This is a genomic window from Pseudoalteromonas sp. RW-H-Ap-1, from assembly GCF_048318575.1.
In the GTDB taxonomy this organism is placed as follows: domain Bacteria; phylum Pseudomonadota; class Gammaproteobacteria; order Enterobacterales; family Alteromonadaceae; genus Pseudoalteromonas.
Window position 1 is genome coordinate 860,112 of sequence record NZ_CP166996.1, and the last position, 22,280, is coordinate 882,391.

A 22,280-nucleotide genomic window follows, 5' to 3' on the forward strand; every position below is an offset into this window, starting at 1 on the left:
ATGAGTCAAGCATTTAGGTTTCCCACTTTAAATAAAAATGAGCAACATCAAACGCTGCAAGAGCGTTTAGATGCTGCTCAGCGTGTTGGTTTACAGCAGGGCTTTGAAAAAGGTCTTGTGCAGGGGGCAGCCGATAAGCAAAGTGAGTTAGAGCAGCAAATGGAGCAACAAATAGAGCTACGGGTTGCTGAACGTCTTGAAGCGCAAAAAACACAGCTTATTGAACGTTTTAACACTTTATTTGATAAAGCTAATAATGAGCTACTTAACTTTAATGATGAGTTTAAACAAGACCTTGCCTTAATGATAAGTACCTTGGCTGAGCACGTTATTGACTGCGAGCTAAAAGTACGCCCCGAAATACGCGCGCAGCTTATTGAAAAAGCCATTAACTTGCTTAGCAATCGCGATGTAGTAACAAAAATTATGTTCTCAGGGGCTGATCGCCACTGCTTTGATGATGCACGTTTAGCTGAGTTTTCAGTGCCGGTTTATTTTGACGAAGCTCTAAGTAGTGGCGATGTTGAATTGGTGGCAGAGCAACAAACACATCGATTTTCTTTTTCAGAGCGATTACAAAGCTTACTTGATGAAGTAATACCTGAAATTTTAAAAGCGCAGCCGCATGACTAACCCCCTACATACCAGCTTAAAGTCTTCGCTGAAAGCGCTAACCCCGCCTGAATTAGTTAAAAGTTATGGCCGCTTAACGCGAGTAAATGGTTTAACGCTTACCGCTACCGGTGGGCAATTTGCTATGGGTGAAAAATACCAGGTAGAAAGTGTTGATGGTCACTGGTATGACGCTGAAGTAGTGGGCTTTAATCAAGATGAAGCCTATTTAATGCCCCTGAAAAAAATACAAAATTTATATTCAGGTGGACGCGTTAGGCCAGTTATAAAAAACAATCATGTAGCTATTTCAGAAAAGTTATTAGGGCGTGTGCTTGATGCGCAAATGCAGCCGATTGATAACTTAGGCCCACTTGAACAAGACAGCACAAAAAGCGCCAGTAAATTGGGTAACGATTATTCTTTAACGCCGCTGGAGCGCAAAGGCGTTATCGAGCCGTTAGATGTGGGTATTCGCGCCATTAATAGCTTATTTAGTGTGGGAAAAGGCCAGCGTTTAGGGCTATTTGCAGGTTCGGGAGTGGGTAAAAGTAAGTTGCTTGGCATGATGACCCGCTTTACCTCTGCCGATGTGGTTATCGTAAGCCTTGTCGGTGAGCGTGGTTGGGAGGTAAAAGATTTTATTGAGCAAAGCCTTGGTAAAGAAGGCTTAAAAAAAGCCATTGTAATAGCATCCCCAGCAGACGATTCTCCCTTATTGCGTATTAAAGCGGCCGAGCTTAGCCATAAATTGGCGGCCTATTTTAGAGATAAAAATTCAAATGTATTGCTGTTGATGGACTCATTAACCCGTTATGCGCAAGCACAGCGAGAAATTGGCTTATCGGTTGGTGAGCTGCCTGCATCCAAAGGATACCCGCCATCGGTATTTAGTAAATTAACCCAGCTGGTCGAGAGTTCGGGTAATAGTGAAAAAAGCAAAGGCAGTATGACTGCCATTTATACAGTATTAGCTGAGGGGGATGATCAGCAAGATCCAATAGCTGATAATGCCAGAGCAATCCTTGATGGTCATATCGTTTTAGATCGCACATTAGCCGAAAAGGGCCACTATCCGGCGATTAATATTGGTTCATCGATTAGTCGAGTAATGCCAAACATAGTAAGTGATGAGCAGCTAAGTTTTTGTTATAAATTGAAAAAGCTTTATAGCCGCTATATGCAAGTACATGAGCTTATACCTTTAGGGGCGTATCAGGCAGGTAAAGATCCGGAACTCGACAGTTCGGTAAATTTGTATCCACAAATCGAATCATTTCTATGCCAAGGGTTGAACGAACAAGTGGATTTTTCACAGTCAATAACTCAATTAAATGCAGTGATGGGTAAACTGAATGCTTAATAAATTTTTAGGATTACAACAACAAAAATTAGATAAAATGCTGGCCGAGCAAACTCAGTTACAACAAAGAAGTAACCTAGAGCAGCAACGCTTATCTCAGCTTCAGCAGCACATAAACAGTATGGATAAAAACCAGCAAATGAGCTCGGCGCTGAGCTTACAAAATTTGTCAGGGATGAAGCGTATTTTGTCTGGCTTATCGACGCAGCAACAAGCGCGTATTGATGATTCACAGCAAGATGAATTACGTCAGCAGCAAGCTTGTTTTAAGCAAATGAGCTTTACCAAAGGCATAGAAGGAATAGTGAGTAATAGGCATCGTGCTGATCAAAATAAAGCGCAGCAGCAAGAGGCTAAAACGTTAGATGAAATGATCAGTCAGGCACATAGCCGTGCCCTGCATAAATAACTGCTAATTTTTGCTACAATGGCGGCAAAGTAATTTAGGGTAAATAGCGTGCTGCCGGTTCAAGAAATATATACTTCACTCATTGATGCATTAAAAGCCAACCCAATCACCTTACTGCAAGCGCCGCCTGGTGCTGGTAAATCAACATGGTTGCCATTACAGCTTATGCGCGATGGGCATTATAAGCACATCGTCATGTTAGAGCCGCGGCGCTTGGCGGCGAGAAATATTGCCAATTATTTAGCGCACTGTCAAAACGAAATGCTGGGGCAAAGTGTCGGTTTACGGGTGCGAGGAGAAAGTAAAGTCAGCGCGCACACTCGCCTTGAAATAGTTACCGAAGGCATGCTTACGCGCATGTTACAAAACGATCCTGAGCTCAGTGATGTTGATTTACTTATTTTTGATGAGTTTCATGAGCGCTCAATCGCAGCAGATACCGCACTGGCTTTTGCTTTAGAATCGCAAGCGGCGCTGCGTGAAGATTTAACCATTATGCTGATGTCGGCTACCCTTGATAGCGAACGCTACACTGGGTTTTTTAATTGCCCAGTAATTCAATCAAACGGGCGAAGTTACCCCATTGACGAATTATATTGCCCAATAAAAGATGAAAGCCGCTGGCTTGACGCTATTCCATCAATAATAAAACAAGCACTCAATGAGCAAACAGGCAGTGCACTGGTATTTTTACCCGGCCAGCGTGAAATCCTGCAAGTGCAACAAGCGCTGAGCGACTTGCCTAGCAACTGCCTAGTTGCCACATTATTTGGCGAACAAGATAAAGCCAATCAACAAGCTGCAATTTCACCTGCGCCTCAAGGGATGAGAAAAGTAGTATTAACCACCAATGTTGCCGAAACCAGCTTAACCATTGAAGGTATTAGAATTGTTGTTGATAGCGGTAAGCGCCGTGCAGCCAGCTTTAATTTAAAAACCGGTGTAACTGAGCTTACCACGCAAAGTATATCGCGTTCATCGGCAGTACAGCGCGCAGGGCGTGCAGGACGAATAGAACCAGGGGTTGTGTATCGGTTAGGTTCAAAGCAAACTTTTGAGAGACGAAACAGCCACGATAACCCTGATATTCTTACCTCAGATATTAGCCAACTGATGCTTGAGGCGAAGCAATGGGGCGCAAGCATTAGTGAACTCACCTTACTTGACCCGCCGAGTGAGCAACAATGCAGCCAAGCTAGCAATTTATTATCTATGCTTGAAGCCATAGATAGTAACGGTAAGCTCACCACGCTGGGTAGTAAAATGTTGGGCTTTGGTGCCGATATTCGCTTAGCGCATATGTTATTAAAAGCGCAAATGTTAGAGGCACGGTTAAGTGGGATTTATCGCTTAGCTATTTATTTAGTGGCCTTACTAGAAAGCCGAGTTAACACTGCCAATGAGCTCAGCCTAGCACTGCATAGTCAACAACAACGACCACATCTGGTGTTTAAGCAACAATTAAATTATTGGTTAAAACGCTTAAAATTTACCGACAGCAAAACAGATTTAAACACTGAACATTTAAGCTTATTAGTATCGCTTGGCTATCCAGATCGGATTGCTAAAAAACGCGGCAATGGCTACTTATTAGCAAATGGCGCAGGGGCTGAGCTAAACCCTGACTACTGGCATAATGACGAATATATAGCTATTGCCAGTATGGGCGGACATAAAGGCGGGCGAGTCTTTGCAGCCACGGCGCTAAATCCATTAGCGCTTAAAGAGTATTTACCGCATTTATTCACTGAGTTGACTCGCTGCGAGTTTGATGAAAAAGCCGCTCGGTTTATTCATCAAGATGAAGTAAAACTTGGGGAAATTACCCTTAGTAGCCAACCAAGTAAACATAAGCTTGATAAAACAGAGCGGGCCAAGGCATGGCTTAGTTTGTTTGCCAAACAGGGCTTTTCACTGTTTAACGAGCAAAAAGAAAGTGAGCAACTACTTATTAGAATGTGCCTAGCCAGCAAATTGATGCCAGAACAGTTTCCTGTTATTAATCAGCAGCAGCTCATTGACACAGCAGGTGATTGGTTAGGGGTATACCTTGAAGATATTAAAACCCTTGAGCAACTTAAAAAGTTTAATTATTTTGAGGCACTACAAAACAGTTTTAATTGGCAACAGCAAAGCGAGCTAAAATCTTTACTCCCACTGCGACTAACAGTACCAAGTGGCTCTAACATAAAAATTGAATACCAACTTGATGGCCCCGCCAAGCTTAGTGTGCGCATGCAAGAAGTATATGGTTTAACCAGTACACCTATGTTAGCTAACGGTAAATTAGCATTGCTAATGGAGTTGTTATCTCCAGGCAAGCGTTCACTACAGTTAACCCAAGACTTAGCACATTTTTGGAATAGTAGTTACCGCGAGGTACAAAAAGAGATGAAAGGGCGCTACCCCAAACATTTTTGGCCAGACGACCCTGCCAATAGCGTTGCCACCAATAGAGTAAAAAGCCGAATGTGATCACGCTTTTTCAATTTAACTTAAGATTAATCTTAGAGCATGCAAATAACGAACATTTTTGGGCGTTTTACAAGCACTAAACTATTATTACTTTAATGCTGATATTTTACAGGGTAAGACTTATTACCCTAGTGTACATATAAGCAGTAAGGTAGCGAGCGTTTGTAACTAATTGAAGATGCAGCTAACAATCTAAAAGTGATAATAGAGGGCACATGCATGAAAGGCGTTATCTTTAGAGGACTTGAAGCTCTAGTTATTGAAAAATGTGGCATGGCTGCATGGGACGACTTACTTGAAAAAAATGCACCGGAGGGTCGTGTTTATATTTCGGCAGAAAGTTATCCAGATGAAGAAATAGTTTGTTTAGCACAAGATGTAGCAACTGCACTTTCTATGTCTATGCCTGAGGTATTAAAGGCCTTTGGAGAGTATTTATTTTCTCACTTAAAGGCACGTCATCCAAGCATTGTTGCTAACTTTAATTGCTTTGCTGATCTCATTATTGGTATTGATAAAGTAATTCATGTTGAAGTAGCTAAGCTTTATCATGAGCCTAATTTACCTGAAATTGACGCCCAAATTATTGAAGACGGGCTTATTTTAATGCGTTACAACTCTAAGCGGCAGCTTTGTATGTGCGCCGAAGGGCTTATTTTTGGTGCTGCGTCTCATTATGGAGTTGATGTTAAACTTAACCATGCTCAGTGTATGCATGATGGGTTTGATTCGTGTTTAATTGAAATAAAATATGAGACTCCCCATGGCTGAAGACGACTACAATTATAAAAAAGCGTATTTGCGCGAAAAATCAGCTAGAGACCAATTAGAAACCCTACTAGAAGACAAAACACGGGCATTGTTTATTGTTAATCAAGAGCTGGAAGAAAAGCTCGAAACGGTCAAAAACCAACAAATAACCTTAATGCAAAGTGAAAAAATGGCTACGCTAGGGACACTCTCTGCTGGCATGGCCCACGAAATAAATAACCCGCTGGCTTACATAACCAGTAATGTAGAAAGTATAAAATTTATAAAGCCCGTGTTGGTTTCGTTAATGACGGCGGCTCAACAATTTGTAGATAAATCGATTTCAGTATCGCAGTTAGAGTCTATTTTAGTTCAGCTCAATCAAGAGAACGATTTAAGCTTTATTGTGGACGATATTGATGACTTAGTTGATGATACCCAAGAGGGGTTAGAGCGCATAGCTCATATTGTTAGTAACCTTGTCGACTTTGCAAGCCTAAAAGACAACGTAACTGCAATGGCAGATATTACAGAATCATTAAATGGCACGCTAAAACTACTCGACAACCAGTTGGGAACATGTGCTATAGAGTTACACATTGAAAAGTTACCTCTAACACAGTGTAATATATCATCTATGAAACAAGTTTTTGTAAACTTATTAATTAATGCCAAACACGCCTGCGACGATTTGCGCGATCAGCAAGGAAAAATAATAGTTAAGCTGTTTGCCGATAAAAACAATATTTACATAGAGGTGGCAGATAACGGCTGTGGGATGGACGCTGATACACTTAAACAAATGTTCGATCCTTTCTTTACCACTAAACCCGTAGGCCAAGGTACTGGTATGGGAATGGCTATAGTTTACAATGTGCTTAAAGAGCACAATGGCACTATAGAGGTCGAAAGTGAAGTGGGTATGGGGTCTTTAATACGTTGTGTAATACCTATTGCTTCATAACCTTGTAAGCTTAAAGTTTACCATGTAGGCATGGCTACAAAGTGTGTTGTGGCTATTGAGCGTAGGTATAAGTATCTTAACTCGATACTTCTTGTCCGCCGTGTTGCTCGGCTAAATCATCAAGTTCTGCAACGGTATAATCAAATCCGCTTTCATCATATTCGTAACTTACTTTAACGCTGTCGCCGCCATTAAAAAGACGTGTTTTTACATCATTGACTGGCCAATCTTTTAATTCGTGTAAAAAGCGGTTAGCCACTTGTGATGACTCAAATCGGTAACTAATCTCTGTTTTCATAAATAATAATACCCTGATAATTTTACCCCCGTAGTTTGTTGATTTTTACCAAGGAGTCAAGTTATCTACTTTAAAAGGGTAATAAATTATCACTTTATAGATACTTATCGGTCATAGTAATCTAAATTGGAATGTTAACAGTATAAAGCTGTTTAAAAAACAATAACCATATAACAATAACGGAGTAGGCAATGAAACATTTAGTGACCTTAGTTGGGCTTATCGCTTTTTTAATGGTGGTGCTATCAGGACCCCTTTATAAATTTAATATTGTTGAACTGGGCACTGCTTTTGCCGGTTTTAGATTAGGTGTTTATGTTGGTGGGGCAGCATTAGCCTTATTATTAGTTCAAGTGCTATTCATGCGTAAAACAGTAAGCCTTGCCAGTGCAGTGATCACGGTTATTTTTGCAGCTGTTGCTATTGCAATGCCGCTTAACATGATGAATACAGCAAAAAGTGTTCCGCCAATTCATGATATTTCTACCGATTTAATTAACCCACCTGAGTTTGTTGCGGTTGTGCCTTTGCGTGCTGATGCACCCAACCCTGTTGCTTACGCGGGTGAAGAAACTGCAGCGCAACAACGAAAAGCATACCCAGAGCTAAAACCGCTCGAGTACAACCAAACGCAACTAGAGTTAGTGGCAGCCACAACAAAAGCCATGGAAAACCTTGGTTGGGAACTGGTTAATAGTGATGTTAATAATGGCATTGTTGAAGCCACAGACACCACAACCTGGTTTGGTTTTAAAGATGATGTTGTCGTGCGTATTAACGACAAAGGCAGTAAGCGTGTGGTAGACATACGCAGTAAATCTCGCATAGGTAAAAGTGATTTAGGCAAAAATGCCCAGCGTATTAAAGCTCTGATTGACGAGTTAAACGCCGTTGTGGTGCAGTAATTGATAAAAATAGCCCAGCATTATGCTGGGTTTTTTGCAGTTGCTACGTCAGTTCATGTTCAGAGCTGATAATGCATACTGTGTGAGTTATAAATTTTAATAAACTATGGAGTTATTATGAAAACAGTCGGATATGCAGCAAAAAGCCAAGGTTCTGAACTTACAGAGTTTTCTTTTGAGCGCCGCGATTTACGAAATAACGATGTAGCAATAGAGATTTTATATTGTGGTGTCTGTCATTCAGACTTACACGCAGTGCGAAACGATTGGGGTGGCAGTAAATACCCATTAGTACCAGGGCACGAAATTGTTGGTAAAGTAATTTCGGTTGGTAGCAATGTTACTAAATATCAGCAAGGCGATACCGTTGCTGTAGGCTGTATGGTTGACTCATGTCAAAGCTGCGACCAATGTCATAATCACGAAGAGCAATTTTGTCGTGAAGGCATGGTTGGTACTTACAGTGGCAAAGACAGAATAAACGGTGAAATGACTCAAGGTGGCTACTCTAAGCATGTTGTAGTTCGCGAAGAGTTTGTGCTTTCAGTGCCTAAAAATTTAGAGCTCTCGCGAGTGGCGCCTTTATTGTGCGCTGGCATTACTACTTACTCTCCGCTGCACAAATGGGGTGTTAAAAAAGGCAGCCGTGTTGCAGTTGTCGGCCTTGGTGGGCTTGGCCATATGGCGGTTAAAAATGCCGTGGCAATGGGTGCAACGGTTACTGTTCTTGGCCGTACTGAATCTAAAAAAGAGGATGCTATTGAGCTAGGTGCACAGCACTATTTAGTGTCGAACAACGATGATGAAATGAAAAATGCACAATCAGCGTTTGATGTGATCATTGATACTATACCAGTAAAGCATGACCTATCACTGTATACACCGCTACTTGATATTGATGGCACGTTAGTGATTGTTGGCCAAGTAGGCCCTGTAGATGAGCTAAACACAGTGCCATTGTTAATGGGTCGTCGTCGTGTGGCAGGATCCTTAATTGGTGGCATTGCAGAAACACAGCAAATGCTCGATTTTTGCGGTGAACACAATGTATTACCTGAGTGTGAAATGATCAATATAGATGAAATTAACACCGCCTATGAGCGCATGGAGCGCTCAGATGTGCGTTACCGTTTTGTTATTGATATGGCGTCGATTGACGTGTAACTAATTAAAATAATTGAGTATAACAAGAGCCGCGATACGCGGCTCTTTTTTTATACTTAATACGCTGCAGCCGTTTGTTTCGCGTTATTATTGTTTATTTGTATAAAGCTAAGCCACCACATAAATAACCCAGCTAAAAATAATGCTCCTGCAACATAGCCGGTCTGATTCGGTTGTGCACCTTGCGTAAACAAAAGGCTGCTTTATATAGCTTTGTAAGCCACTCGCTCATTAAAAAACAAGGAATATTAGGTTTAAATGTAATGTTAACTTGACTTTTTGTGTGGTCTGAATGATATTTGTAAAGTAAACATTACTTTTAAAAACAGGATAAAGGCAATGAAAACAGAATTAAATTTAAAACAACGCCAAATTAAAAATACTAGCTACTTAGCTAAATGTACCTTGATTTGGTTACTCACCTTAGCATTATGTAGCTTTGGCCCGACATTAATTTGGGATCGCGCAGAGATAATTAGCGGCTTTTTTATAGTTGTAAATGTGGTAGCCGGCATTGTAATGATTTTAGCTAACAAGCGTTACTTACAGGGGATGGATGAGCTGATGCAAAAAATACATCTCAGTGCCATGGGGTTTACTCTAGGTGCAATATTGGTAGGTGGGCTTGCGTACACTAACTTGCAATTGAGTGGCTTAATTGATTTTAAAGCACAAATACCCGATTTAATGTTTTTAATGGGGGCAGTGTATTTAATTAGCGTGTATGTACTTAACAAACACTATTGTGCAGGTGATGAATGAAAAACCGATTAAAGGTATTAAGAGCCGAGCATAACTACACCCAAGCAAGGTTGGCCGAGCTACTTGATGTTTCTCGCCAAACCATTAATGCGATTGAAAAAGGTAAGTTTGATCCCAGCTTGCCACTGGCCTTTAAAGCAGCAAGGTTGTTTGAGTTAAAAATAGAAGATATTTTTGACGACGAACATGGTTAAAAATTAACAAAGTGCGACAATATGTCGCGCTTTTTAGATTGCTACAGCACGTATAATTTACCCACAAAAATTTTGTGGTAAATCAATAATGACTGATAAAAAAATTCTTTAACCCCTTATTTATTATCCCCTTTAGCGCTTGTTATAAGTAGCGTATTATCGCCAGTTGCTTTTGCAGATGACACCTCAATTGAAGTGATTGAAGTGCACGGCCAAGCACAAAATAAACATCTATCATTAGGCTCATCTGAATCGTTATTAACCGATTTAGGAGTGGACTTTTCTGCCGCTGGTGGCATGGCCAATTTACCTGTTTTAAATGGTTTAATGGGCGATAGAGTGGCGGTACTGGTCGATGGGGCGCAAATTACCGCCGCCTGTGCTAACCAAATGAACCCGCCACTGTCTTATATTTCAGCTAATCAAATTAGCAGCTACAAAGTTGTTGTAGGTGTTTCTCCAGTAAGCGCGGGAGGCGATAATATTGCAGGTGTGATTGCTGTTAATTCTATTTCACCTCAGTACAGTGAAAACAGCGAACTTGCATGGCATTCAGGTTATGTGTCAGCCCAGTATAACACCCTTGATAACGCCAAAAAGGTCGGCGCAGGTATGCGCATTGCCAGCGATGTACTTAGTTTTAATTATCAAGGTGCTTTTAGCGATGCTAACAGTTATGAAGATGGTAACGGCGATTTAGTGCTCGATACCCTATACCGCGCGCAAAACCATAGTTTAAGTGCTGCCATGCGAGATGATAAGCAGCAATTAGTGGTTAAGCTAAGCCATCAAAAAATACCCTATCAAGGTTTTGCTAACCAATATATGGATATGACAGATAACACCAGCTATGGCGCTGTTGCCCAGTATCAGCGTGCTTTTACAAACAGTGAGCTTGAAGCGCAGTTAAATTGGCATAATGTAAAGCATGAAATGGGTTTTTTTAGCGCAGAAAAAACCGGAAAAATGCCAATGAAAACCGACGCCGAAGATATAAGCACTCAGTTAAAATGGCGACTAGCGCTTGATAACAACAGCCAGTTACTACTCGCGCAAGAGTATCACCACATGAAATTAGATGACTGGTGGCCTGCAGTTGAGGGCTCAATGATGATGGGACCAAATGACTATAAAAATATTAATAATGGCCGGCGTCAGCGTATTGCAGTGCTTGGAGAATATGAAAGCCAACTAAATACTCGCTGGTGGTTAAATGCAGGCATTCGATTTGAAAATGTAATGACCAACACTGATGATGTGCAAGCATACAACCCAGGCATGGCTGCAATGAATGCAATGGCTATGGCGATGCCAAGTGATGCAATGGCCGCTAAAAAGTTTAATAACCAAAGCAAAAAACAAACAGATAATTTAGTTGATGCAAACGTGCTGATTAATTATCAACTAAGCAATAACGACGAGCTACAAATCGGCCTAGCCCGTAAAAATCGTGCGCCTAATTTATACGAACGTTACAGCTGGGGCGTAGGTAATATGGCCACCACCATGATTGGATGGTACGGCGATGGCAATGGCTATATTGGTAATATAAACCTTAAACCAGAAACTGCGCACACGCTTAGCAGCACATACACCCGCATGGCAAAAGACGACAGCTGGCGTATAAGTGCTAACGCCTGGGTGAGCGACGTGAATGACTATATTGATGCCAACATAGTAAGAAGCTTTAACCGCACAGCGCTTGCTGCTAATACCCGTAATGTACTTATGTTTAATAACCTAGATGCTACGCTTTATGGCGTAAAGCTAGATGCGGTTTTAGCACTGCACGAGTCTAAGCAGTATGGTAGCTGGTCGTTAAAAGCTAATATTACCAACACCCGTGGTAAGCGCGATGATACCAATCAGCCACTTTATCAAATTAAGCCGCTGCAAACCAAATTTGCCATTAACCAGCAAGTGGGCCGCTTTGAAAACGCACTCATGTGGCAGTGGGTCGATAGTAAAACCCGCGTAGATAGCAACCGTCTAGAAAACCAAACTGAGCAGTATCATTTACTTAATTTAAGCTCAAAAGCCAGTTGGGATGCACTTACCGTAAGTGTTGATATTACCAATCTGCTGGATGAGTATTATGAATTACCACTAGGTGGCATAAGTATTGCGGAGTTTAAACAAGATATGTCGCAGGGCTTTAACCAATTAGCAGGGCAGGGGCGCTCTATAAATTTAGCCATGAGTTACGCGTTTTAAAGTGAGAGAGTAAGGTAGTATCAGCCGTCAGATTCGATTTTAGGTTAATCGAGTCTGACGGTTTATTGCTATTAATTTTTAAGTTTGCTTGTGACAAAACTCTATAAACTGCTTTAACAGTGGGTTTTTGTATTTGTCTTTATGCATCACTAACCAAAACTGCCTTTGCATGGGGTGGTTTAAATTAAGCTGTGTAACACGGCCATCTTTTAGGGCATATTGCGCAGCAAGTGATGATAAACATCCTAAACCCAAGCCATTTGCTACACAGTTTATAAGCGCTTCAGTGGTATTGAGCTCTACGCTTTGCGTCCAATTTTTAATTTGTGGCGCAAGGCTATGTAAAAAGAAAGAACGCGAGCCTGAACCAGTTTCTCTTAATACCCATTGGCTACTATTTAAGTCGTTAAAGCTAAGTTGCTTTTTTGCAGCCAATGGGTGGTTTATTGGCGCAATAATACACATGGTGTCATGGCTAAACACATTAGAGACTAAATCGCTTTGGTGGGCTTGGCCCTCAATAAGTGCTATATCGAGCTCGTAATCTATAAGTTTTTGACAAATAAGCGTCGAATTGGAAATCAGTATTTGTTGCGAGTAATGCTGTTGCTGCGCTCTAAAGTTGCTTAACAAAGCAGGCAATACATGATTACCAATCGTGTCGCTGGCACCAATTTTTAAAGTTCCGCTGGCAGGAGCGTTGTCTAAAAACAAGTTCTCGATAGTATTTGCCCGATTTAATAGTTCATCAGCAAGGGGCAGTAGTTTTTGCCCTTCTTGATTTAATAATAACCGATTATTTACACGATCAAATAATGGATGGCCTAACTGTTTTTCAAGTTCGCTAAGCGCCATACTCACCGCCGCTTTAGATAGAAACAATGATTCAGACGCTGCTGTAAGGGAGCTGTGCTGGGTTATGCCTACAAATACTTTAAGTTGCTTAAGTGAAATATTCATTATGTTTGGTTTTTATGAACGTGTGTTCTATATAATTAGATTTAACTTAACAAAATGCAAGCGTAAACTTCTCTGTAAGTTACAACCACAGGGTGGAATAGAGATGTTTAAACATATAAAAACAAAAGTATCTGGTGTACCAACACCAATGGGCGGTTTGGCATTGGGTATTGCCAGCCTAGGTTGGGCTTGGGAGAGTATGGCTAACCTAAATGGCGTAGCACAATATGCCGGTGCCGCTATTGCGAGCGTATTATTGCTATTGTTAACACTTAAGTTTTTATTACATCCTCAGCTGCTTAAAGCCGATTTAGCCCACCCAGTTGTGGGAAGTGTGGTGCCTACTTTTGCTATGGCTACTTTAGTGGTGTCTAATTCTTTAGGGCAGTTTTACTCCCTTGCGGGAGATGTGCTTTGGGTTGGTGCATTTTTATTGCATTTGGTGTTTTTAATAAGCTTTATTGCTCATCGCGTGATTGAATTTAAAATTGAGCATATGGTGCCAAGCTGGTTTGTACCGCCGGTTGGGATCATTGTTGCCGATGTCGCGTTTTCAGGGAATCCGGCTCTGCTATTTTTAGCACAAGGGGCGCTTTATTTTGGCATGCTGATGTATGCAGTTATGTTGCCTATGATGATTTACCGGATCATTTTTGCTGCGCACATTCCTGATGCTGCACAACCTACACTGGCTATTTTAGCGGCGCCAGCAAGTTTATCGTTAGCTGGTTACTTTACAGTTATTAGCGAGCCGTCACCGGTTATTATTGGCTTGTTATTTGGAATTGCGGTACTGATGACCTTTATAATTTACGTCGCATTTTTTAAATTACTGCGCCGTCCATTTTGCCCAGGTTACGCTGCCTTTACTTTCCCCATGGTTATTGGTGCTACTGCGTTATTTAAACTCGCCTCATGGATGCATACAGTGGGAATTGATTTGCAGTTTGTTAAGCAAATACAGTATTTAGCAACGTTTGAATTGATTGTGGCAAGTGGGGTAGTTTGCTATGTGGCGGTTCGTTATTTGGCTCACTTTAAGCTTTTTAACACTCAATTTAAGCCTCTCACCCTATCGCAATAACGATTAAGCGCTTGTTTGCACTACCTCGGTAGCACCGTGCTCAATTGCTTGTTCGGCATCTTGCTCAGCAAGCTTTGCGCGCTCTGCTTTTGAAACATAAGTCGGTTTATTGCTTTTATGCAGCTTGGCATTAGCGCGCTTATCTTTCTTTTGAAACTTAGTAACGATTTTTTTTCTGCGATTCATGATTAACCCCATAATTTTGAGCTGCGCATTATACAGGCATCTTGTTCAAAGCTGTTAGATAAATTATAAGCTTTGCTTGTGGGTCTGCCGCAAAGCGCTGTTTGTCACTTTACAAGGAGGTTATAATTAATGCTCTTTGTTGTTAATTAAATGGAATCTGTTTTGAACAAGCTAGCTTTAGCAAGTATTGCCTTATGTGCGTTTAGCGCTCATGCACAATTAAATAAACACAGTGAAAGCGTGGCCGATTACGCAGTTAATAACTATCAAAATGCACAAGTGCATACGCTTACTAATTTAGTATCGTTTCCTACGGTTAATAAAAGTGAGATCAGCGCGCCACAAAATCCTGATTTTATTGGCTTTAAAGCATTATTAAAAATGAAAGCCGCTGAACTGGGCTTTGACTACCAAGATTTAGGCTATACCGTACTCATAGGCATGGGTGAGCAAAAAGAAAAAGTAACCATAGTGACTCACGGCGATGTACAACCTGCAAACGCCAGTAAATGGAAACAAAGCCCATTTATTATTGATACCTCAGAGCCGGGTAAATTAGTTGGCCGAGGTACCGAAGACGATAAAGGCGCTATAGCTACCGCTTTATATGCGATGAAAGCCATAAAAGATAAAGGCATAACCCTTGATAACCGCATTGAGCTGATGGTTTATTTGGCCGAGGAATCTGATTGGGGGCCTTTAACCGAATTTATGAAAACCTATGAGCAACCAAAGTATGCAGTCACAATTGACGCCTCATATCCCGTGGTGGTTGCTGAAAAAGGCTGGAGCTTAATTGCGCCAACATTTGATGCAACATCACCACAAACCGATGTGTATGTAAGCAATGTAACGGGTGGTGCTTTTGCTAGCCAAATCCCTGAAGATGCCAGCTTAACTTTGCATAATGCGAGTACTGAATTAGTAGCTCAATTAAAACAAACAGCTAAGGCACTTAAGAGAGTAGAGTTTACCTTTGATGATCAAATAGATGGGACTTTAATTAGTGTTAAAGGCATGTCGGCTCACTCATCTGAGCCAGAGTCAGGTGTTAACGCCATTGCTTATTTGGCTGAACTATTTAAAACCGTTGAGATTGAAAACAACAGCGACGGTCAGCTCATTAAATTTGTAAATCAGCTAATTGGCCTAGATATTTACGGCAAACAATTTGGTGATATTGCGTATAAGCATGACTTTATGGGGCCAATGACGGTAGCGCCCACAGTTATTGAACGAGACGGTAATAACCTAACGTTAGCGGTTAATGCTCGTCGCCCTATGGGTAAAGAGGCTGACTTACTAGAGCAGCAAATTAATAGTGCGCTTACCCAATGGCAAGCTGATAATAAAGTAACATTAGCCAATGTTAAAACTACCATTGGTACACCTATGCTGCTTGATGGCGCACCTCATGCACAAAAGTTACTTGATATTTTTAAACATTTTACTGGCGATCAAAACGCAGATTTTGTCTCTATTGGTGGTGGTACTAACGCTAAATTATTTGATAATGCCGTATCGTTTGGCCCATCAATGCCTGGTAAACGCTACACAGGTCACTCAGAGCATGAATTTATTACGCTTGAGCAACTAGCACTTAATTTACGTATGTACACCGCAATGATGATAGAGCTGGGAAATATGTAATTAACCAATAGCAAATACGAAAAAACCGCCTTTGTGGCGGTTTTTTTATAACAACTAAATGTTATTGAAAATTAACGTCTGGTAAGCACTCAAAGCCTGGTTTGGCAAACAAGTAGCCTTGCATTAAATCAATACCGGCACTTTTTAACCAGTGATATTCTTCAACTGTTTCAATGCCCTCAGCCAGTGCCATTACGTTTAGCTCTTTAAACATATTTAAGCAGTTACGCACAATAGTTTGGCGTTTTGTGTCTTTGTCGATATCGCGTATGAGTGCCATATCGAGTTTAATAATATCTGTTTGAAAATCAGCTAGTAGGTTTAATCCAGAGTAGCCTGAGCCAAAGTCATCGGTGGCTGTTTTAAAACCTAGCTCTTGGTAGTAGCTTACAACTCGTTCAACGTGGCTGCTGTCTTCTATTTTTTCAACTTCAGTAAATTCAAACATAATATTAGTTGTAGGGAAGTTGTACTTTTTAGCCGCTTCTAGGGTGGTACGAATGCAGCGCTCAGGCTTATAAATAGCGTTGGGTAAAAAGTTAATACTTAGCATGGTGTTTATGCCTAGCTTAGAGGCAAGTGCAATAGCTTTAATTCTACATAGTTGGTCAAAGGTGTAGCGGTTGTCGTCGTTTACTTGGGAAATAATAGAGAAAGCCGACTCGTTGTTTAAACCACGAACCAATGCTTCATAGCCATAAATAGTGTTGCTCTGGCAATTTATAATAGGCTGAAACGCCATGGTAAAGTCAAAGTCTAGTTCGCTAGAATCAGCGCAGTTGCTACAAGATACTTTTTCGCAACTTTGTGATTTTTCGTTCATTCATCCACCTTTGTATTTAACCCACACTAAAAGGTGGTTAAGTTTTTTATAATCCTAACAAAGTATTGGGACATTACATAATTATATTAGCTAACATTAATGTAACCCAAAATTAAGTTCTTGTTCCACTTATATAAAGTTAGCAATAAGATTATGTTTATATAAACTTATTGCTATGCTAAGAGTATAGCTAGTTTAAAAAATTAGTTAAGTTTTGCAGTTAGTTTTATAGTGGTCTTGAGTAATTTTGAAATCGGGCAGCCTTTTTTGGTGTCTTCACACAGGGCTTGAAATTGCTCATTTGAAATGTCAGCTATTTTTGCATTAACTACCAATTCAATTTCACTCACCGCAAAGCCATCGTCTACTTCATCTAAGCTTACTGTCGCTTTGGTGTTTATATCGTCAGCAGTAAAGCCTGCTTCTCCTAATGCCAATGATAACGCCATACTAAAGCAAGCACTGTGGGCTGCACCAACTAGCTCCTCTGGGTTAGAGCCTGGCTTATCTTCAAAGCGAGTATTAAACCCATATGGCTGGTTGTCGAGTGCACCACTTTGAGTTGATATAGTGCCTTTACCACTTTTAATATCGCCAGACCAATTTGAGCTTGCCGTTTTTTTAATTGTCATCATGTTCTCCTTGTTTAATGTAAGTTTTTCAGCATTGATATCAGTTGTATGTAAAATAATCCGATAATTGCTGAAAAATGTATGCATTAACATGGAGATTGCAAGATAAACGCCAATCTCTATTTGCTACGTTTACATCGCTGTGAACAATAAATAACGTTATCCCAGTCTCGTTGCCATTTTTTTCTCCATGCAAAAGGTTTGTTACACACAGGGCAAATTTTTTCAGGTAGGGTTAGTTTTTTATGTGCCATGGTTATTTGCCTGATTGCTTTTTGGTTTTACGTACCGAGGGAGTGATGGCTACATGCTTTTTAAGTATGGCATGAATAGCACGTTTTACATCGCTACGCTCTCGGTATTGCCACAATCGCTCGCGTGCCTCTTTAGATGCTTGAGTTAAATCAAGCATCGGCTCTGGGTAATCTTCACCAAGTTTAAAGTCATTAAATAATGCTTCCATGGGCGTTTGTTCCCAAGGTTGATGTAAATATTCAATGGGGAGCTTTTCAAGTTCGGGGCACCATTTTTTTATAAATGCGCCGGTTGGGTCTTGATCTTCAGATTGCTTAATGGGGTTGTAATGGCGAATGGTATTAATGCCAGTAACCGATGCCTGCATTTGAATTTGCGGATAATGAATACCGGGCTCAAAGTCTAAAAAGTAGTTAGCGAGTGGGAAGCTTGCTTGCTGCCAACTTATGTTTAAATGATGGGTTACAAAGCTCACCAGCATAGCGCGCATTCTAAAGTTAATATATCCGGTGGCCTTTAAGCAGCGCATACAAGCATCAATTATTGGCACCCCAGTTTGTCCTTGCGCCCAGCGTTCAATGTCGCGATCTACATGCTCATCGTTGCGATATGGGAACGCATGATAGCCCGGATTTAAGGCTTTAAATTCCATGCTGCATTCGCTTTCAAATTTTTGCATAAAATGGCAATGCCAATGCAGGCGAGATACAAACGCAGCAAGTGGACGTTTCCAGCCTTTTTTATCGGGATGGGTTGAATGGTATGCGTCTATCGCCATTTGATACACCTGCCTAAGACTAATATTGCCCCAGGCTAAATAGGGGGAAAGCCTAGAGCAATGCGTGCGGCTCAAGCTTGGGCTGGATATTCCTTTTTGATAACCCTTACCGCGTTCAGCAAAAAAACTGTGCATTACTTCACGGGCAAGTCGCGGCCCTCCGAGTTGAAAATTGTCATCGTCAGTCGTGTAATTGTCTGGTAATTCTGGCGATTGGTAGTGTGTGAGTGTCACTGTTTTAATGTGTTTCCAATCTGGGATGGCAATTGGCGCTTGCATTGTTTGTTGCCAGCATTCATTCCAATTACTGCGATTTTTTTACCCCGAATGACAGCCCCCGTTGGTGACTCTAACCAGTTAATCTGATTATGTTGGCACCATGCTTTAATCGCTTTATCGCGCTCAAATGTATTATTTAAGCCGATTTCTTGGTGACTAAAGAGATTAATTATTTCAAACTGGGTGTGTAGCTCTTCAAGCAACGACTGCATATTTTGTTTAAATATGTACACGCAGCTATTAAAGCGATCAAGTTGTTGGTTTAAATCACATAGCGACTGATACACAAAGCGCCAATGTCGCTCGTTATAATGAGCATCTTCGAGTAACAGCGGCTCAAAGTTATACAGCAATAATGTTGGAAGCCCATTGCTAAACGCATGTTTAAGCGGTTGATGATCGCTTAAGCGTAAATCGCGTTTAAACCAGACAATGTTTATTTTTTGGCGCATGAAATTAAACTATTTGCTAACGGTGTAGTATTAATAAAGATCCAATCTATAACTACGTATTGTCTAGTACTAGGGTTTAGTTTTTAACTTAAAAGTGAGAAATAATGTTTTTAGATTTAATCCAAAACAGCAACCGCTCTGTTTATAGCTACTTAGTTGGCGGAATTAGTCCACGACCGATTGCATGGATAAGCACGCTAAGTAGTGAGGGGGTAACCAATATTGCACCTTACTCTTTTTTTACCGTAGCAAGTTGTCAGCCTGCAGTGTTAAGTGTTACTCAAGTTAACCCCAGCGATAAAGCCAATAAAGATACACTGACAAATTTACTAGCCACCAAAGAATGTGTGGTTAATATTGTTAGTCATGCCTTAGTAGAGCAAATGAACCAAAGCTGCGCTAATTACCCTAATAATGTCAGTGAGTTTGATAAGGTCGACATACAGGAAGTCCCAAGCCAGTTAGTTAATCCGCCGAGTGTTGCAGCTTCAAAAGTACGCTATGAATGTAAGCTTCGAGAAGTGGTCACTATTTCAGATGAACCAAGCGGTGGCAAAATGATGCTCTTAGATGTAGTGGGAATTTTTATAGATGACGCCACGTTGGTAAATGGCTACATAGATCCGACACGTTTAGATGCAGTAGGTAAAATGGGCGGCGATTACTTTAGCACCACCAAAGATAAGTTTGTTTTAAAACGCCCACAACTTTAAAGGTGAGCGTTTTAATTACATCATGTTAAACAGCGCGCTATTTACTCTGTTTTTGGTAAAAACAGTGCACTCATTGCCCCCAAAAAACCTAATCCACTGTAAAGTAAAATAAGCTCTGCGGTTGATAAAAACGATTCTAATAAGCCTATACTGCCTAACATCAGTAATAAAACCCCAATAACGGTATTACTGACCGACACATAATCGGTGCGTTTGTTACCCTCTGCCATATCGACGAGGTATGTTTTTCGCCCTAAGCGTACTCCCTGGTGCGCAACTGAGAGTAAAAAGTACAAAATAGGCATAGCCCACCAATTTAGTAGCAACTCGTTATACCAAGTTGCAATAACAAATACAGCCAGCCCATTAATGGTAACCAAAGTGGCACTGAGTACTAGCACTCGCTGGCTAGATAAGTCGCTTAAGCGTCCCCAAATCGGCGCTGAGACTAAGCTTGCAAAGCCGGAAACGGCAATAAAGGTGGCAAGTAAAGAAAATTCAAATGACTGTTTACTGGCTAAAATAATATAAAATGGAGCGCTCAATGCTGAACAAAGCAGTAGGGCACGTGTAATAACAAAATGGGCAAACTGTTTGTCTTGGTATAAGATTTTTAACTTTGAAAACGCATGCAATAGACCATTATTTGCCCCTTCGGTAGCGCCACTATATTCGTTAATTTGTGCATAAAAAAATGCGGCAATTAGCCACATCAAGGCACCCAGTAGTAAAGCGATGATCACAATATCTTGATCTTTTTGCTGTGAAAAAAACCACATCATGAGACCAAACGTTAATGTAGCAAAACCGGCAATACTTGCAGCAAGCCCGCTAATATTACCGCGTTGCTGTTTAGGAATAACTTTGCCCAGCACATCTTTTGCAGCGACAGAGTTAAATCCTCTAGCAAGGCTAAATAAAATTAATAAGCCAATAATGGCGTAGCCTGCTTGTGCGCCTTTGAGGGTAAACGCCACCGCAACCATGGCTAAAATGCATCCTGCTTGCATCACTGCACCTATTACCCATACCCATTTACGAACGGGGAGTTTGCGAATAACGTTAGCAATAGCAAGTTGGGGCAGCAATGACCCCGATTCTCTGATTGGTACTAACCAAGTAATAAAACTCGCTGGTACATTTAAGCTTTGCATTAACCATGGCAGCGTTATTTTGGGGTTGAGTAGCGCATCAGCAAACTTACTAAACAGCTGGCTAATGAGTAAAATAATAAAATTACCGGGTACTTCCTGACAGGCATTGTCGTCGATGGCTTTGCAAGCTCGGGCGTCTTCTTCATTGTTTAAACGTTTATAGATTTGTTCTTTTGTTAGTTTTTTCACAATTAATAACTACGCTATCAGTGTAAATATTTAGATATATTAAGATGGTATGCTTAACTTTTCTACTTTTAGGGTTAAAAAGTCATGTTACCCGCTAAGAATGAAGGAGCCCCTAATAAACACAAAAAAATCAGCTAAGCGCTGATTTTTTTATTTTTACTAAACTGGAGCCTTATTCAAAATCACGAGCGCTGTGGCGCTCTGCCATTTGTTCTTCTTCTGGGCCCCAAGTACGATTAACACGGCGGCCTCGTTTTACACCTGGGCGCACAGCTATTTGCTTAGCCCAACGAACCACATGGGTATAAGATGCAACATCTAAAAATTCAGCGGCATCATATAAGTCGCCTAATACCAGTGAGCCATACCATGGCCATATGGCAATGTCGGCAATTGAATATTCACTGCCTGCCATGTATTCGTTGTCACTTAAATGGCGGTTTAGTACATCTAGCTGACGCTTAGTTTCCATGGTGAAACGGTCAATCGGGTATTGCATTTTGGTTGGCGCATAGCTGTAAAAGTGACCAAAGCCGCCACCTAAATAAGGCGCCGATCCCATTTGCCAAAACAGCCAATTACGACATTGTGTTTTAGCTTGAAAATCATTAGGAATAAGCGCATCAAACTTTTCGCCAAGGTATTGTAAAATAGCGCCAGATTCAAACACAGGGGTTGCTGGTGTTGTAGAGTGATCCATCAACGCAGGTATTTTTGAGTTTGGGTTTATGTCGACAAAATCAGAGCCAAACTGGTCGCCTTCACCAATATTAATTAAATAAGCATCGTACTCAGCCTCAGTAATACCAAGCTCTAATAGCTCTTCAAACATAATACTGACTTTTTGCCCGTTAGGAGTAGCTAATGAGTAAAGCTGAAATGGATGTTTGCCAATAGGCAATGTTTTATCGTGGGTTGCCCCTGCAATTGGGCGGTTAATGTTTGCAAATTTACCGCCACTTTCATTGTCCCATGTCCATACTTTTGCTGGGGTGTAGTCGTTGTTATCACTCAT

Annotated in this window: 22 protein-coding genes and 1 pseudogene; 14 read left to right on the forward strand and 9 right to left on the reverse strand. The window is 40.9% G+C overall.

Annotation, left to right across the window (positions count from 1 at the left end; genetic code table 11):
* The 6 genes from AB8618_RS04030 (at position 1) to AB8618_RS04055 (ending at position 6,573) form a co-directional block, all read left to right on the forward strand.
* On the forward strand, positions 1 to 633 hold the full coding sequence (locus AB8618_RS04030) for a FliH/SctL family protein (protein ID WP_409424917.1): 633 nt from the start codon (positions 1 to 3) through the stop codon (positions 631 to 633).
* Positions 626 to 1,975, forward strand: a complete 1,350-nt coding sequence (locus AB8618_RS04035; RefSeq protein WP_409424918.1) for a FliI/YscN family ATPase — start codon at positions 626 to 628, stop codon at positions 1,973 to 1,975. Before AB8618_RS04030 ends, AB8618_RS04035 begins: the two co-directional genes overlap by 8 nt.
* The gene (locus AB8618_RS04040) at positions 1,968 to 2,384 is read left to right on the forward strand and encodes a hypothetical protein (protein WP_409424919.1); all 417 of its coding nucleotides are present in this window, start codon (positions 1,968 to 1,970) and stop codon (positions 2,382 to 2,384) included. Before AB8618_RS04035 ends, AB8618_RS04040 begins: the two co-directional genes overlap by 8 nt.
* 48 nt (positions 2,385 to 2,432) lie before the next feature.
* Positions 2,433 to 4,859, forward strand: coding sequence for an ATP-dependent helicase HrpB (hrpB, locus tag AB8618_RS04045; protein WP_413401425.1), 2,427 nt, complete (start codon positions 2,433 to 2,435; stop codon positions 4,857 to 4,859).
* A 219-nt stretch (positions 4,860 to 5,078) separates the two neighbouring features.
* Entirely contained in the window at positions 5,079 to 5,630 is a 552-nt protein-coding gene (locus tag AB8618_RS04050; RefSeq protein WP_409424921.1) for a heme NO-binding domain-containing protein, read from the forward strand.
* Complete coding sequence (locus AB8618_RS04055) at positions 5,623 to 6,573, forward strand: sensor histidine kinase (protein WP_409424922.1); 951 nt, start codon at positions 5,623 to 5,625, stop codon at positions 6,571 to 6,573. The genes AB8618_RS04050 and AB8618_RS04055 overlap by 8 nt, the downstream gene beginning before the upstream one ends.
* Positions 6,574 to 6,649: 76 nt before the next feature.
* Here the strand turns inward: AB8618_RS04055 and AB8618_RS04060 are convergent, their stop codons facing one another.
* Positions 6,650 to 6,871 carry a hypothetical protein gene (locus AB8618_RS04060; protein WP_008108632.1) on the reverse strand — a complete coding sequence of 74 codons (222 nt, stop codon included), beginning with the start codon at positions 6,869 to 6,871 and terminating at the stop codon, positions 6,650 to 6,652.
* Between the two features lie 191 nt (positions 6,872 to 7,062).
* On the opposite strand from AB8618_RS04060, the gene AB8618_RS04065 reads away from it, so the two are divergent.
* The 5 genes from AB8618_RS04065 (at position 7,063) to AB8618_RS04085 (ending at position 12,110) form a co-directional block, all read left to right on the forward strand.
* A complete protein-coding gene (locus AB8618_RS04065; protein ID WP_409424924.1) occupies positions 7,063 to 7,776 on the forward strand; it encodes a DUF1499 domain-containing protein in 714 nt (237 codons plus the stop codon).
* Between the two features lie 117 nt (positions 7,777 to 7,893).
* Positions 7,894 to 8,940, forward strand: coding sequence for an NAD(P)-dependent alcohol dehydrogenase (locus AB8618_RS04070; RefSeq protein ID WP_413401426.1), 1,047 nt, complete (start codon positions 7,894 to 7,896; stop codon positions 8,938 to 8,940).
* A gap of 339 nt (positions 8,941 to 9,279) precedes the next feature.
* The gene (locus AB8618_RS04075; protein WP_409424926.1) at positions 9,280 to 9,702 is read left to right on the forward strand and encodes a hypothetical protein; all 423 of its coding nucleotides are present in this window, start codon (positions 9,280 to 9,282) and stop codon (positions 9,700 to 9,702) included.
* On the forward strand, positions 9,699 to 9,896 hold the full coding sequence (locus AB8618_RS04080) for a helix-turn-helix transcriptional regulator (RefSeq protein ID WP_409424927.1): 198 nt from the start codon (positions 9,699 to 9,701) through the stop codon (positions 9,894 to 9,896). Before AB8618_RS04075 ends, AB8618_RS04080 begins: the two co-directional genes overlap by 4 nt.
* Before the next feature lie 144 nt (positions 9,897 to 10,040).
* A complete protein-coding gene (locus tag AB8618_RS04085; protein WP_418157350.1) occupies positions 10,041 to 12,110 on the forward strand; it encodes a TonB-dependent receptor plug domain-containing protein in 2,070 nt (689 codons plus the stop codon).
* Between the two features lie 78 nt (positions 12,111 to 12,188).
* Here the strand turns inward: AB8618_RS04085 and AB8618_RS04090 are convergent, their stop codons facing one another.
* Positions 12,189 to 13,070, reverse strand: a complete 882-nt coding sequence (locus tag AB8618_RS04090) for a LysR substrate-binding domain-containing protein (RefSeq protein WP_409424928.1) — start codon at positions 13,068 to 13,070, stop codon at positions 12,189 to 12,191.
* Between the two features lie 103 nt (positions 13,071 to 13,173).
* Here AB8618_RS04090 and AB8618_RS04095 point away from each other — a divergent pair, with 103 nt between their 5' ends.
* Complete coding sequence (locus AB8618_RS04095; protein ID WP_409424929.1) at positions 13,174 to 14,154, forward strand: TDT family transporter; 981 nt, start codon at positions 13,174 to 13,176, stop codon at positions 14,152 to 14,154.
* Between the two features lie 3 nt (positions 14,155 to 14,157).
* Here AB8618_RS04095 and AB8618_RS04100 read toward each other — a convergent pair whose 3' ends face one another.
* Positions 14,158 to 14,340 carry a DUF2986 domain-containing protein gene (locus AB8618_RS04100; protein ID WP_178955460.1) on the reverse strand — a complete coding sequence of 61 codons (183 nt, stop codon included), beginning with the start codon at positions 14,338 to 14,340 and terminating at the stop codon, positions 14,158 to 14,160.
* A 162-nt stretch (positions 14,341 to 14,502) separates the two neighbouring features.
* On the opposite strand from AB8618_RS04100, the gene AB8618_RS04105 reads away from it, so the two are divergent.
* Entirely contained in the window at positions 14,503 to 15,990 is a 1,488-nt protein-coding gene (locus AB8618_RS04105) for a dipeptidase (RefSeq protein WP_413401428.1), read from the forward strand.
* Between the two features lie 61 nt (positions 15,991 to 16,051).
* On the opposite strand, the gene AB8618_RS04110 is transcribed toward AB8618_RS04105, so the two are convergent.
* The 4 genes and pseudogenes from AB8618_RS04110 to AB8618_RS04125 all read right to left on the reverse strand — a co-directional run bounded on the left by AB8618_RS04110 (position 16,052) and on the right by AB8618_RS04125 (position 19,209).
* Complete coding sequence (locus AB8618_RS04110) at positions 16,052 to 16,813, reverse strand: EAL domain-containing protein (RefSeq protein WP_409424931.1); 762 nt, start codon at positions 16,811 to 16,813, stop codon at positions 16,052 to 16,054.
* 203 nt (positions 16,814 to 17,016) lie between these two features.
* A complete protein-coding gene (locus AB8618_RS04115) occupies positions 17,017 to 17,445 on the reverse strand; it encodes an OsmC family protein (protein WP_409425556.1) in 429 nt (142 codons plus the stop codon).
* Positions 17,446 to 17,564: 119 nt separating this feature from the next.
* Entirely contained in the window at positions 17,565 to 17,699 is a 135-nt protein-coding gene (locus AB8618_RS04120) for a DUF2256 domain-containing protein (protein ID WP_008108799.1), read from the reverse strand.
* A 2-nt stretch (positions 17,700 to 17,701) separates the two neighbouring features.
* Positions 17,702 to 19,209, reverse strand: a pseudogene (locus AB8618_RS04125) (deoxyribodipyrimidine photo-lyase/cryptochrome family protein).
* A 104-nt stretch (positions 19,210 to 19,313) separates the two neighbouring features.
* Here AB8618_RS04125 and AB8618_RS04130 point away from each other — a divergent pair.
* Positions 19,314 to 19,922 carry a flavin reductase family protein gene (locus AB8618_RS04130; RefSeq protein ID WP_409424933.1) on the forward strand — a complete coding sequence of 203 codons (609 nt, stop codon included), beginning with the start codon at positions 19,314 to 19,316 and terminating at the stop codon, positions 19,920 to 19,922.
* A gap of 41 nt (positions 19,923 to 19,963) precedes the next feature.
* Here AB8618_RS04130 and AB8618_RS04135 read toward each other — a convergent pair whose 3' ends face one another.
* On the reverse strand, positions 19,964 to 21,265 hold the full coding sequence (locus tag AB8618_RS04135) for an MFS transporter (RefSeq protein ID WP_178955470.1): 1,302 nt from the start codon (positions 21,263 to 21,265) through the stop codon (positions 19,964 to 19,966).
* A gap of 172 nt (positions 21,266 to 21,437) precedes the next feature.
* Positions 21,438 to 22,280, reverse strand: a complete 843-nt coding sequence (gene yghU / locus AB8618_RS04140) for a glutathione-dependent disulfide-bond oxidoreductase (RefSeq protein WP_054202092.1) — start codon at positions 22,278 to 22,280, stop codon at positions 21,438 to 21,440.